The following is a 12,443-nucleotide window of genomic DNA, read 5'->3' as shown; positions in this document are numbered from 1 at the left end:
CCCCCGCTGCCATGGACACCACCTTCCCGCCGATCACGCCGGGCCACGTGCACCGATGGGGCGGAGCCGGCCTCGTCGTGGCCCACCGCCCCGGCCGGGGGCAGGCAGCGCCTGTGTCACCGCTTCTCCCGCCGCACCTCTCACCGGCCGAACGGCGCGTGGTCCGTGCAATGCCGGCATGGCGGCAGGCCGAGTGGGTGGCCGGCCGCGTGCTCGCCAAGCGCCTGGTCCGCGAAGCCGTCGGCGCGCCGGAGGACGACGTGGAGATCCTCCCGCGTGACGACGGCAGTCCGTACGTCGTCGTCGGCGGCAGCCCCGTGCCGGCCGTGAACGTCTCCATCAGCCACACCGCCGGTCACGTCGCCGCGGCCCTCGCGCCGGAACCGGTCGGAGTCGACCTGTGCGAGACGGAATCGGCGGCCGCGGTCCGCCGTGTCGGGGACCACGCCTTCTCCCCCGCAGAACTCGCCCTCATCGGGACGGACCGGCCCGATGTCCTGGCCGGCGCCTGGGCGCTCAAGGAAGCCGCGGTCAAGGCCGACCGCAGCGGGATCTTCGGTGACGCTCCGCGCCGCGTCCGGATCACCGGTCTTGAGCCTCCCCTGCTCGGCGGACGGCGCCGCGCGATGCTGTGGCGGGCGGGAGACGCAGTCCTCGCCCTTGTCCTCGCGCACCGCGCCCCGTCACCGAGCGTCCCGCCGGCCCTCTCCTCGGGGCCGGCCGACTGCGCGCCCCTTGGCAGCACTGCGTTGGTGCTCCCAGCCCCGCCGGATCATGCTTGTCAGTGGAGCGCCTGGCCGTGCAGGGGTTGCCGTGGGACGGCGGCAGAGGAACTAGCGAGGGCGAGATGAGCGGCGATGGAGCAACTTCCCAGCTTTCCTGGTGAGCGGCCGGAGGAAACGAACGCCTCCCGCGAGTCGGCATACACGGCCACGGCCACCATCAGCGAGCAGGGCATCGTGACGGAGTGGAGTGACGAGGCCCGTCGGCTGCTGGGGTACGCGCCGTCCGAGGTCGTGGGGGTGCCCGCCGCCGAGCTGCTCGCCGACGGCCTCGGGAGCGATACGGCCCGGATCCCGGCTGCCGGCCAGGAGCGGTGGAGCGGCACCGTGGCGCTGCGGCACCGGGACGGCCGACGGGTGGAACTGGGACTGCTCGCGCACCGCCGGACGTCCACCGGCGGGACCGCCCAGTGGGTCGTGGTGTCCGCCGTCACGAGCGGGCCCGGCACGCCCTGGGGCGAACCGCTGAAGGAATGGGCGTTCACCCAGTCCCCCTGCTTCCTGGCGGTCTTCGATGCGGACCTGCGGCTGGTCCGGGCGAATGCCGGCATGGAGCGCACGCTGTCCCTCACGGAAGCCGAGATGCGCGGGCTGCGGCTGCCGGAAATCTCGCCCGACCCCGTGAGCGACGAGACCGAGCGGAGGATGCGCCTCGTCCTGGAGACCGGTGAGCCGCAGTACGTGGACTCCTTCGTCCGTTCCACGGGGGTGGGCACGGAGCACGGCTGGGCGACCTCGCTGGCCCCGTTGTGCGACCCGGACGGCCGGGTGCGCGCCGTGTCCTTGGCCGCGCACGAGAGGACCGCGAGCGAGGGGGACCGGCAGCGGATCCTGGTGCCGGACGTCGCGGACGCCCGCATCGGCACCGCCCAGGACATCACCCGCACCGTGCAGGAGGTGGCCGACGTCGCCGTCCCCCGGCTGGCCGATTTCGCGTTCGTCGACCTTCTGGACCCTCCCCCACGCGGTGACGAGCCGGCCGCCGGCCCCGCCTCGGGGCCGGTCACCGTGTGCCGTACCGCTGTACGGTCGGTCCTCGAAGGAAACCCGGAGTCCAAGATCGCGGTCGGCGGGACGACCAGCTATCCGCCGCTGTCACCGCCCGCCGAGTGTCTGGCCACAGGGCGCGGCGCCGTGTACGGGCCGACCGACCCGGCCCTCGCCCAATGGGTGGCCGAGGACGAGAGGGCCGCCGCGTGGATCAGCGAGTACGGGACCCACTCCGTGATGGTGGCCCCGCTGCGGGCCGGCGGTGTCACCCTCGGCGTGGCCGTCTTCGGGCGTCACCGGCGCAGTGACCCCTTCCAGCCGGACGACCTGCGGCTGGCCGAGGAGCTGACGACCAGGGCGGCCGTCAGCATCCACGAGGCGCGAGGATCCTCCCGGGAGCACACCACCACGATGACCCTGCAGCGCAGCCTGCTGCCGCACACGCTGCCCACCCAGGCGGCACTGGAGATCGCCTCCCGCTATCTGCCCGCAGGTACCGCGGCCGGCCTGGGCGGCGACTGGTTCGACGTGATCCAGCTGTCCGGCGCACGGGTGGCGCTGGTCGTGGGCGATGTCGTCGGCCACGGCATCCGCGCCGCCGCCACCATGGGCCGGCTGCGCACCGCGGTCCGCACCCTGGCCGACGTCGACCTGCCGCCCGACGAACTGCTCACCCACCTCGACGACCTGATCATCCACCTGTCCGCCGACGAGGCCGACGGGGGCGCCGTCGGGGAAGCCGCGGGGGGCATCGGCACCACCTGCCTGTACGTGGTCTACGACCCGGTCACCTGCCGCTGCACCGTCGCCCGGGCCGGCCACCCCCCGCCCGCCGTGGTTTCCCCGGACGGCTCCGTGTACCTCCTCGACGTCCCGGCCGGCCCGCCGCTGGGCCTGGGAGGGCTGCCCTTCGAGACCGTCGAGGTGGAGCTTCCCGAGGGCAGCACCCTCGCCCTGTACACCAACGGCCTGTTGCAAGCCCGCGAGCACGACATCGACGAGGCCCTGGACAACATGTTCGCGGCCCTCACCCGTCCCGCCACCACCCTGGAGACGGTGTGCGACCGCGTCCTGACGGCCATGCTGACCCACCGTCCCGATGACGACGTCGCCCTGCTCGTCGCCCGGACCCGGGCCCTGCATGCCGACAAGGTCGTCGTCTGGGACCTGAACTCCGACCCGGCCGTCGTCGCCCACGCCCGTCGGAGCACCACCGACCAGCTCACGGCCTGGGGGCTCGAGGAGGCCTCCTTCGTCACCGAGCTCCTGGTCAGCGAGCTGGTCACCAATGCCATCCGCTACGGCGAGCCGCCCATCCAGCTGCGGCTGATCCACGAGAACAGCACCCTGATCTGCGAGGTCTCCGACACGAGCAGTACGGCCCCGCACATGCGGCGTGCCCGGACCTTCGACGAGGGAGGGCGGGGCCTGCTGCTGGTCGCCCAGCTCGCCCAGCGCTGGGGCACCCGGCACGCCCCGATCGGCAAGACCATCTGGGCCGAGCAGTCCCTCATCGGGTTCTGAGGACGCCGGGCACCCCGTGGTGGTGCGGCATGTTCGCCGGTACGGGAAGGCGGGCCCTGTCACACGCCTGTGACAGTCGGCGGACACCGTCGTGAAGGTACGGGCGCAGGATTTTAAGCAGGACAAACCGGACATTCGATTACATGTCCACCTGCTTCCGAGGGCGCGAGCAGAGATGACCGATCCGATCCGTCGGAGGGAAATCCCATGAGCCTCACCCTCACCACCCCGCAGACCGAGACCACCGCCCTTGCCCTCGCCCCCCGCGAGCAGGAGGCACTGGGACACATCGCCGCCGGCCGCACCTACCTGCAGACGGCCCGCCACATGGGACTCTCCAAGCACACCGTCGACGCCTACCTCCGCCGCATCCGCGCCAAGCTGGGCATCAACAGCACCGCCGAACTGACCCGACTGGCCATCTCCCTCGGACTGTGACCCCCCGCAGCCACCCGCTCGTACAGAGCGCAGTTGCCTACAGCGCGCCGGACGGGCGTGCGAAGACCGGCCGGGCCCAGGCCGGAGGATCCGGTGTCTGCACCGGCTCCTCCGCTCCGGGCCCGGCCGGCCGTACGTCCGCCCCGGTCGGCGGTTCGGCGAGCCGGGGGACGCCGGTCGCGGTGGCGACGCGCAGGGCCGCGACGAACTCCAGGCAGGAGTCGTAGCGGTCCTCGGGGATCTTCGCCAGGGCCTTGGCCAGGACGTCGTCGGCGGCGGGCGGGATTCCCGGCCGCCGCTCGGTCAGGGGAGGCGGGGGGTCGTACTGGTGCGCCCACAGCAGCGCCGCATCCTCGTCGCGCTCGAAGGGCGGCCCGCCCGCGAGGGTCTCGTACACGACGCAGGCGAGGCTGTAGAGATCGCACCTGCCGTCCAGCGACCGGCCGGAGATCTGTTCCGGGGCCATGTAGCCGAGCGTGCCGAGGAACTCTCCCGTGGTGGTGATTCCGGTGGCCGACCGCGCATTCTTCGTCAGTCCGAAGTCCGTGAGGTAGACGTGTTCGGGGTGCTCGCTGTCGGTGCCCGGGGCGATCAGGATGTTGCCGGGCTTGACGTCCCGGTGCACCAGATCGTGCTCATGGGCCGCATCGAGGGCCGACGCCACCTGCGCTGCGATGCGGACGGCGGTCGCCACGGGGAGCGGACCGTCCCGGTCCAGCATGGCCCGCAGGTCCAGGCCGGAGACGTAGCGCATGGCGAGGTACAGGACGCCGTCGGTCTCACCGGCTTCGAAGATCGGCACGATGTGCGGATGGTCGATCGACGCGGCGACACGTGATTCCCGGGTGAAACGGCGCCGGAAGGTTTCGTCGCGGGCGCGCTCCGGGGCGATCAGCTTGAGCGCCACCATGCGGTCCAGGTTCAGGTCCCGCGCGCAGTAGACGACGGCCATGCCGCCGCGGCCGATCATGCGCTCGACCCGGTAACCCGCGATCTGCTTCCCGATCAGGCCGGAGGGTCGGCCTGCGTAGAGGCTCAAGTCCGATGCCGTGCCCATCAGGCACCACCCTCACCCGGCCGACCTGGCGACGGCTCGCCGTGGCGACGGGCCGCTCTCTACCTACCGGGAATTCTATCCAGCGATCCACCCGAGCGCCCGGCCTATCAAGATCGGTTCTATGCGTCAAGCCACGTGTTCGAGTGGCGTGACGCATGTTCTCCCGTCGGGTTTATTTGAAGTACGCCCTCACCGGGGATCTCCCGGAGACGGTTTACCAGCCTTTTCTTATTCCGAATGGAGAATTCTCATGTCTGAGCGCTTTTGGACCCGTCGCATCTTCCTGGCCGGAGCTTCCGTCGCACTGGTCGGTGGTGGCATCGCACTGCCGGCGACCGCCATGGCCGCACCGACCACGGCCCCGCAGCAGGCCGTCAACCTCCTCCAGGACGACAGCGCCGACGGCATCGGTACCGGCGGCGACGCCAACGCCGAGAACACCACGGTCGGCGGCGAGGCCACCGGCGGCAACGCCGACTCCGGCGTCGGCAACTGCAAGGGCAAGTGCGAGATCAAGACCGGCAACGCCACCGGCGGCAACGCCAGCGCCGACGCCGTCAACACCGGAGACGCCACCGCCGTCGGCGGCGACGGCACCGGCACGGGCGGCCAGGTGAACAAGCAGAACATCAAGCTGCAGGTCAAGCAGAACCTGAAGCAGAAGCTCGGCAATTGAGGGCGGGTAATCGCCCCCGCACCGCGGACGCCGGAGAGGCCCACAGCCTCTCCGGCGTCCGCATGTCAGGCGGGGCTCGGATAGACCCGTGACTGTTTCACGCTGCCGAATGCAAAACTCGACTCGATCGACGCTATGCCGGGGATCGCGTGGATCCGGTGGCGCACCAGGGCCTCGTACGCCTCCAGGCTCTCGATGACCACCCGGAGCAGGTAGTCGCTGCTTCCGGCCATCAGGTAGCAGTCCTGGATGTGCTCGATGACCGCGACATGCTCCTCGAAGACCCTGACCGCCTCCTTCGTATGCCGGTCCAGCCGTATCCGGACGAAGACGGTGATCGGCAGGCCGAAGGCCACCTGGTCGACCATGGCCGTGTAGCCGCGGATCAGGCCGGCCTCCTCCAGGCGCCGCACCCGGCGCAGGCAGGGCGACGGGGACAGCCGGACCCGGTCGGCGAGGTCCTGGTTGGACAGCCGTCCGTCGGCCTGCAACTCACGGATGATCTGCAGATCGACTGCGTCCATCACCACTCCTTGGCAGATTCTGCCTCAAACGTATGTCTGGGAGGCAGAACTGGCAATCGGCTGCCCCGGCAAAAGATCTAGCGTTGCTCCATGGCCGGATCTGGCCCCTGAGGCTGGAGGAGCCCCCTTGGTCACCACGAACGCCGGGCCCGCGACGACGCCCCCACCGGCCCGCGCCACAGGCCGCTTCGGGCTCTCCCCGCAGGCGCAGGGCACGGTGGCCCTGGTGGTGACCGTCCTGATCTGGGCCGCCTTCGCGCTCAGCGCCCGGGCCCTGAGCACCTCCTCCCTGCTGCCCGCCGACGCGGCGCTGCTGCGCTTCGGCGTCCCGCTCCTCGTCCTGGCGCCCGCGTTGTGGCGGCGGCGCCGGCGGATCGCCGCCGTGCGTCCGGCCGCCGCGCTCAAGATCGCCTGCGGGGCGGGAGTGCCGTTCTTCCTGGCCGCGATGTACGGCGGCTCCCTGACCTCGGCGGCGTTCGTCGGCTCGATCGTCCCCGGGATGGTCCCGCTGTTCGTCTCCGCGCTCATGGTCGCCGGCGGCCGCGGCGCGCCCCGGGGCACGCAGGCAGCGGGGCTCGGGCTGATCGCGGTCGGCGTGGTCGCGCTGGTCTGGCGGTACGTGGTCCCGCTGAACACGCAGGTGCTGGCAGGCGCCGGCATCCTGCTCGTCGCCAGCGGGCTGTGGGCCCTGTACACCGTCGGGCTGAAGGAGGTCGACCTCGATCCCGTCGGATCGATCGGCCTGCTGTGCCTTCCCTCGTTCGCCGTGATGGCCCTGCTGGTCCTGACCGGGGTGCTGCCCACCGGCCTCGCCTCGGCGGCCGGCAGCGACATCGCCCTGTTCCTGGTGGTGCAGGGGCTGGGCGTCGGCCTGTGCGCCGGCCTGCTGTACGCCTTCGCCATCCGCAGCCTCGGCGCGGAGCGCAGCTCCACCGTGGGCAGCCTCAGCCCGGTCGCCGTGGTGCTGCTCGCCATTCCCCTGCTCGACGAGTCGCCGACCGTGGCCGTGCTCGTCGGCGTCCCCCTCATCGCCGCGGGCGTCGCCCTCGCCAACCGGCGCCCCCGTACCCGTACCCGCCCCCAGCCCGAGGTTCCCGTCCATGCTTGAGCTCCTCCTGCCGCCGCCCGTCGACCCGTTGTGGGACCTGACCGAGGCGTACGGCGCCGACGCGCGGCCCGAGCGCCTGAACCTCGTCCTCGGCGTCTACCGCGACCAGACGGGCGGCACCCCGGTCATGGCGGCCGTCCGCGAGGCCGAGATACGCCTGGCGGAGCGCTCCGCGTCCAAGGAGTACCGGGGGCTCTCCGGCAACGCCGGCTTCAACCGGGCGATGCTGTCGCTGGTCCTGGGCTCCGGCGGGGCGGCCGAGCGGGCCGTGGCCGTCCAGACGGTCGCGGGCAGCGGCGCGCTGCGGCTGCTGGCCGATCTGATCTGCCGTACCCGGCCGGGCACGACGGTCTGGATCAGCGACCCCGCGTACGTCAACCACCGGCCCATCCTGGAGGCCGCCGGGCTGACCGTGCGGACGTACGGCTGGCTCGATGCCGAGGGCCGCTTCGACACGGCCGGCATGCTGCGCGACCTCGGGCAGGCGCGGCGCGACGACGTCGTCCTGCTCCAGGGCTGCTGCCACAACCCCACCGGCGTCGACCCCTCGGCGCAGGACTGGGAGGCGGTGGCCGAGCTGGCCGAGCGGGCCGGCTGGGTGCCGTTCGTGGACCTCGCGTACCACGGGCTCGGCGACGGCCTGGAGTCCGATCTGGCGGCCACACGGCTGCTCGCGGAGCGGGTGCCGGAGATGCTGGTCGCCATCAGCTGTTCGAAGAACTTCGGGCTCTACAGCGACAGGACCGGCTGCGCGGTCGTGCTCGGTGCGTCGCGCCAGTCGCTGCGGCACGTGGAGACGGCCCTGCAGAACGCGGCGCGCACCCTCTACTCGATGCCTCCGGAGCACGGCGCCGCGGTGGTGACGGCGATCCTCGAGGACGACGGGCTGCGGGCCCTGTGGCGTGCGGAGCTGGACGGGATGCGGGCCCGGATCGAGGACAACCGGACGGGCCTGACCTCCGAGCTGACCGCGCTGGGCTGGGAGGCGCAGGCCGATGTACTGGCGCGGCAGAAGGGGATGTTCTCCATGCTGCCGCTCACACCGCGTCAGATGCTGCGGCTGCGCAGCGGGTTCGCGATCTACGGGACGACCGCAGGGCGGATCAACATCGCCGGAATCCCGACGCACCGGATCCCCTGCCTCGCGCAGGGCGTCGCGGCGGTCCTCGGCGAGGGCGCCGAGTAACGGCCGCGAATCCCCAAGGGCTGTCCCGTAATCCCCGGCGATCCACCAGGGATTACGGGACAGCCCTTAGCGGCGCGCCGTGGATCCGGCGGCCGCGGACGGGTGCCACCGCGACCGTCACCCCGGTCGACGGCGGCACCCGGGCCCGGCCCCCGGCCTCCCTCACACACCTCGCACCACACCTGACATTCCATCAGGTCATCTGTCCCGGACTCTTGACTCTGCTCGCGCCAGTCGCGATTCTCATCGCACTGTCTGCGCGGGACATGACAATTCACCGGCTCTCTCCGACGGTCTGCGTCCTCGACCGCGCCATCCGCCTCCCGATGACGTGAGTGATGACCATGACCCGAGCCCCCCGCACCAGGCGCAGGCCCCTCGCGCTGCTCGCCCTGCTCTTCGCCATGGTGGCCATGGCCCTCGGCCCCGCACCCGGCGCCGCCGCCGAAGGCGAGCCCGGCTGGTGGAACCCCACCGCACGGCCCGCGCCCGACTCCCAGATCAACGTGACGGGCGAGCCCTTCAAAGGCACCGACGCCCAGGGGCAGGTACGGGGCTTCGTCGACGCCCACGACCACATCATGTCCAACGAGGGCTTCGGCGGCCGGCTCATCTGCGGCAAGGCGTTCTCCGACCTCGGGGTCGCCGACGCGCTCAAGGACTGCCCGGAGCATTACCCCGACGGCACGCTCGCGATCTTCGACTTCATCACCAAAGGCGGGGACGGCAAGCACGACCCCAACGGCTGGCCGACGTTCAAGGACTGGCCCGCCCACGACTCGCTGACCCACCAGCAGAACTACTACGCCTGGATCGAGCGGGCCTGGCGCGGCGGCCAGCGCGTCCTCGTCAACGACCTCGTCACCAACGGGGTGATCTGCTCGGTCTACTTCTTCAAGGACCGCAGCTGCGACGAGATGACCGCCATCCGCCTCGAGGCGCAGAAGACCTACGACATGCAGGCCTACATCGACAAGATGTACGGCGGCCCGGGCAAGGGCTGGTTCCGGATCGTCACGGACTCCGCGCAGGCCCGCGACGTCATCCGGCAGGGCAAGCTGGCCGTGGTCCTGGGCGTGGAGACCTCGGAGCCGTTCGGCTGCAAGCAGATCCTGGACATCTCCCAGTGCAGCAAGGAGGACATCGACCGCGGCCTCGACGAGCTGCACCGGATCGGCGTCCGCAGCATGTTCCTCTGCCACAAGTTCGACAACGCCCTGTGCGGGGTCCGCTTCGACGAGGGCGCCCTGGGCACGGCGATCAACGTGGGCCAGTTCCTGTCGACCGGCACCTTCTGGAAGACCGAGCAGTGCACCGGCCCGCAGCACGACAACCCGATCGGCCTGGCCGCTGCGCCCTCGGCGCAGAAGGAGCTGCCGGCGGGCGTGTCCGTCCCCTCGTACGCGGCCGGCGCGCAGTGCAACACCCGCGGTCTCACCGACCTCGGCGAGTACGCCGTGCGCGGCATGATGAAACGCAAGATGATGCTCGAAGTCGACCACATGAGCGTCAAGGCCGCGGGCCGGGCCTTCGACATCCTCGAGTCCGAGTCCTACCCGGGCGTGATCTCCTCGCACAGCTGGATGGACCTGGGCTGGACCGAGCGCCTCTACAAGCTCGGCGGGTTCGCCGCCCAGTACATGAACGGCGCCGAGGGGTTCAGCGCGGAGGCCGCGCGCACGGATGCGCTGCGCGACAAGTACCACGTGGGCTACGGGTACGGCACCGACATGAACGGGGTCGGCGGCTGGCCGGGCCCGCGCGGCGCCGACACCCCGAACCCGGTGAAGTACCCGTTCCGCAGCACCGACGGCGGCTCCGTCATCGACAAGCAGACCACCGGGCAGCGCACCTGGGACCTGAACACCGACGGCGCCGCGCACTACGGCCTGGTCCCCGACTGGATCGAGGACATCCGGCTCGTCGGCGGCCAGGGGGTCGTGGACGACCTCTTCAAGGGCGCCGAGTCCTACCTGCGCACCTGGGGGGCCTCCGAGCAGCACAAGGCCGGGGTGAACCTCGCCGCGGGCGCGCCCTCCTCGGCCAGCTCCGCCGAGTGGAACCCGTTCGTCAGCTACGCGCCCGGCCGGGCCGTGGACGGCAACACGAGCACCCGCTGGGCGAGCGACTGGAACGACGACCAGTGGCTCCGGATCGACCTCGGGTCCGCCGGCCTCGTCAAGCGCGTCACCCTCGACTGGGAGCGCGCGTACGGGAAGTCGTACCGGATCGAGGTCTCCACGGACGACGTCAACTGGCAGACGGTGTGGTCCACGACCTCCGGTGACGGCGGCCTGGACACCGCTCAGTTCTCCGGCGTCCCCGCCCGCTACGTCCGCGTCCACGGGACGGGGCGCGGCACGCAGTGGGGGTACTCCCTGCACGAGGTCGGCGTCTACAGCAGCTGACGGCACCGAGGCGACGGCCGGGGCCGGCCGGATCGGATCGTTCGATCCGGCCGGCCCCGGCCGTCCGCCGCAGTACGCGAAAGAAGGGAACCGAATCCGCATGGCACGGATGCCGTTGGCGCAGCGGCGCCGGCAGCTGACCGAGGCCGCGATCCGCGCGATGACCCGCGACGGCGTCCCCCGGACGACGACCCGGTCCATCGCCGCCGAGGCGGGCGTGTCGCTGAGCGTCTTCCACTACTGCTTCGACTCCAAGCAGGCGCTGCTCGAATCCGTCATCGAGACGATCACCGAGCACTACCTGACGGTGGTGAAGGAGGCGATCCGGCCCCGCACCACCCTCCGGGAGACCGTCCGGGCCGGCTTCCAGGCGTACTGGGACCACGTCTGCGCCCATCCCGCCGAGCACATGCTCACGTACGAGCTCACGCAGTACGCCCTGCGCGAGCCGGGGTTCGAGCATCTGGCCCGGCGGCAGTACGAGCTGTACTGCGCGACGTACGGCGAGCTCATCGAGCAGGTCCGGCTCGGCATGGAGTTCGAACTCCGCGTCCCCGTCCCCGTACTGGCCCGCTATCTGGCGGCGATGACGGACGGGCTGACCCTGAACTTCCTCGTGCTGGGCGACGCCGCCGCGGCGGTGGAGATCCTCGGCATGGTCACCGACCACGTCGCGGGCCTGGTCCACGCCGAGCGGCTCCTGCCGCACTCCGCCGGCGCCCCCGCCTGAGGGCCCGTCCGAGGGCCCGGCCCCGGCACGGCACCGGCGAGGGGACCGGCCCTCACCCGAGGACCGGGTGGGACTCCGGGTGGGCGTTCCACCAGGTGCGGTGGAAGGGGTTGTTGTCCACGTTGGCCAGGTACGCGCCGGCCGCCGCGCGGTAGAGGGTGTCCGCCTGTCCGGCGGAGACCGACGAGCGGTTCCAGGCCAGGCGGATGCGGCCCGTGATCGGGGTGCCGAGCAGCGGGCGCATCACCGTGCCCTCCACCGCGGGCGCCGTGGGCTGGGTGAGTGAGATGGCACGGCCCGCCGCCACCAGGTCGTGGCGCATCTTGCGGTCGGTGATCCGGTAGCGCAGGGAGGGGACGAAGCCGGCCTTCGCGCAGGCCTCGACCAGGGCTTCCGGGCCGCCGTCGTCGTCCTCCACCAGGGTCATCCACTGCTCGTCGGCCAGTTCGGCGAGGTCCAGGACCTCCCGCCCCGCCAGGGGGTGCCGGGTGGACATCCGGATGCAGAACGGCTCCTTGGGCACCAGGGTGCGGGCCAGGACTCCCTGGGGCAGTGCGACCTCGTGGTCGTTCACCTCGCCGTAGACGATGACGTCGTACCGGCCGGCGCCGAGCATCCGTACGAGCGCGGTCACCGAATGCTCCACGTCCACGGTGATCTCCCGCCCGGCGACGGTCAGGTCCGTCCGCGTGAGCAGGCCGTCGATCAGGACGAGCAGGATGCAGCCGAGCCGCAGCGGGGCGTCGCTCGCCATGGCGCGGGTCTCGGCGCCGAGGGTCTCCATCTCGGTCAGCACGCGGCGCGCCTTGGCCAGGACGAACTGGCCCAGCGCAGTGGGCTCCACCCCGTGCCGGCCGCGGACGAAGAGCTCGCCGCCCGTGACCCGTTCGATCCTGCGCAGCTGCGCGGAGAGCGCGGGCTGGGAGACCCCCAGCCGGCGGGCCGCGCCGCCGAGACTGCCGGACTCCGCGATCTGGCACACGGCTTGCAGATGCCTCAACTCCAGCTGCATTCCGGCAG

General features: G+C 71.6%; 11 protein-coding genes. 8 read left to right on the top strand and 3 right to left on the bottom strand.

The annotated features are described in order from the left end of the window. The first annotated feature begins 11 nt into the window (after positions 1–11). The 3 genes from OHT74_RS32310 to OHT74_RS32300 all read left to right on the top strand — a co-directional run bounded on the left by OHT74_RS32310 (position 12) and on the right by OHT74_RS32300 (position 3,734). The gene (locus OHT74_RS32310; protein WP_328622103.1) at positions 12–851 is read left to right on the top strand and encodes a 4'-phosphopantetheinyl transferase family protein; all 840 of its coding nucleotides are present in this window, start codon (positions 12–14) and stop codon (positions 849–851) included. 6 nt (positions 852–857) lie between these two features. Continuing rightward, entirely contained in the window at positions 858–3,296 is a 2,439-nt protein-coding gene (locus OHT74_RS32305; protein WP_328622102.1) for a SpoIIE family protein phosphatase, read from the top strand. Between the two features lie 207 nt (positions 3,297–3,503). After that, a complete protein-coding gene (locus tag OHT74_RS32300; RefSeq protein WP_266669313.1) occupies positions 3,504–3,734 on the top strand; it encodes a response regulator transcription factor in 231 nt (76 codons plus the stop codon). Between the two features lie 37 nt (positions 3,735–3,771). Here the strand turns inward: OHT74_RS32300 and OHT74_RS32295 are convergent, their stop codons facing one another. Then, positions 3,772–4,791, bottom strand: a complete 1,020-nt coding sequence (locus OHT74_RS32295; RefSeq protein ID WP_266669311.1) for a serine/threonine-protein kinase — start codon at positions 4,789–4,791, stop codon at positions 3,772–3,774. A gap of 250 nt (positions 4,792–5,041) precedes the next feature. Here OHT74_RS32295 and OHT74_RS32290 point away from each other — a divergent pair, with 250 nt between their 5' ends. Continuing rightward, positions 5,042–5,467 carry a hypothetical protein gene (locus OHT74_RS32290; protein WP_328622101.1) on the top strand — a complete coding sequence of 142 codons (426 nt, stop codon included), beginning with the start codon at positions 5,042–5,044 and terminating at the stop codon, positions 5,465–5,467. A 65-nt stretch (positions 5,468–5,532) separates the two neighbouring features. Here the strand turns inward: OHT74_RS32290 and OHT74_RS32285 are convergent, their stop codons facing one another. Beyond that, on the bottom strand, positions 5,533–5,991 hold the full coding sequence (locus tag OHT74_RS32285) for an Lrp/AsnC family transcriptional regulator (RefSeq protein WP_323139609.1): 459 nt from the start codon (positions 5,989–5,991) through the stop codon (positions 5,533–5,535). Between the two features lie 127 nt (positions 5,992–6,118). On the opposite strand from OHT74_RS32285, the gene OHT74_RS32280 reads away from it, so the two are divergent. The 4 genes from OHT74_RS32280 to OHT74_RS32265 all read left to right on the top strand — a co-directional run bounded on the left by OHT74_RS32280 (position 6,119) and on the right by OHT74_RS32265 (position 11,423). Next, a complete protein-coding gene (locus OHT74_RS32280; protein WP_266669305.1) occupies positions 6,119–7,099 on the top strand; it encodes an EamA family transporter in 981 nt (326 codons plus the stop codon). Then, positions 7,092–8,285 carry an amino acid aminotransferase gene (locus OHT74_RS32275; RefSeq protein ID WP_328622100.1) on the top strand — a complete coding sequence of 398 codons (1,194 nt, stop codon included), beginning with the start codon at positions 7,092–7,094 and terminating at the stop codon, positions 8,283–8,285. Before OHT74_RS32280 ends, OHT74_RS32275 begins: the two co-directional genes overlap by 8 nt. Positions 8,286–8,689: 404 nt before the next feature. Further along, positions 8,690–10,693 (top strand): galactose-binding domain-containing protein, encoded by a 2,004-nt coding sequence (locus OHT74_RS32270; protein WP_443047742.1) that lies wholly within the window; start codon positions 8,690–8,692, stop codon positions 10,691–10,693. A 100-nt stretch (positions 10,694–10,793) separates the two neighbouring features. Next, the gene (locus tag OHT74_RS32265) at positions 10,794–11,423 is read left to right on the top strand and encodes a TetR/AcrR family transcriptional regulator (protein WP_266669301.1); all 630 of its coding nucleotides are present in this window, start codon (positions 10,794–10,796) and stop codon (positions 11,421–11,423) included. Positions 11,424–11,475: 52 nt separating this feature from the next. On the opposite strand, the gene OHT74_RS32260 is transcribed toward OHT74_RS32265, so the two are convergent. Continuing rightward, positions 11,476–12,435, bottom strand: a complete 960-nt coding sequence (locus OHT74_RS32260) for a LysR family transcriptional regulator (RefSeq protein WP_266669299.1) — start codon at positions 12,433–12,435, stop codon at positions 11,476–11,478. Positions 12,436–12,443: the final 8 nt, after the last annotated feature.

This window comes from Streptomyces sp. NBC_00354, assembly GCF_036106915.1.
Classification (GTDB): Bacteria; Actinomycetota; Actinomycetes; order Streptomycetales; family Streptomycetaceae; genus Streptomyces.
The sequence above is the reverse complement of the archived record's forward strand: the minus strand, read 5'-3'. Positions and strand labels throughout refer to the sequence as shown.

Bases quoted from the DNA above. Each gene is read 5' to 3' on its own strand.
- OHT74_RS32290 (WP_328622101.1), top strand. From the start codon at position 5,042: ATGTCTGAGCGCTTTTGGACCCGTCGCATCTTCCTGGCCGGAGCTTCC.
- OHT74_RS32270 (WP_443047742.1), top strand. From the start codon at position 8,690: ATGGTGGCCATGGCCCTCGGCCCCGCACCCGGCGCCGCCGCCGAAGGC.
- OHT74_RS32300 (WP_266669313.1), top strand. From the start codon at position 3,504: ATGAGCCTCACCCTCACCACCCCGCAGACCGAGACCACCGCCCTTGCC.
- OHT74_RS32275 (WP_328622100.1), top strand. From the start codon at position 7,092: ATGCTTGAGCTCCTCCTGCCGCCGCCCGTCGACCCGTTGTGGGACCTG.
- OHT74_RS32310 (WP_328622103.1), top strand. From the start codon at position 12: ATGGACACCACCTTCCCGCCGATCACGCCGGGCCACGTGCACCGATGG.
- OHT74_RS32295 (WP_266669311.1), bottom strand. From the start codon at position 4,791: ATGGGCACGGCATCGGACTTGAGCCTCTACGCAGGCCGACCCTCCGGC.
- OHT74_RS32305 (WP_328622102.1), top strand. From the start codon at position 858: ATGGAGCAACTTCCCAGCTTTCCTGGTGAGCGGCCGGAGGAAACGAAC.
- OHT74_RS32265 (WP_266669301.1), top strand. From the start codon at position 10,794: ATGGCACGGATGCCGTTGGCGCAGCGGCGCCGGCAGCTGACCGAGGCC.
- OHT74_RS32285 (WP_323139609.1), bottom strand. From the start codon at position 5,991: ATGGACGCAGTCGATCTGCAGATCATCCGTGAGTTGCAGGCCGACGGA.
- OHT74_RS32260 (WP_266669299.1), bottom strand. From the start codon at position 12,435: ATGCAGCTGGAGTTGAGGCATCTGCAAGCCGTGTGCCAGATCGCGGAG.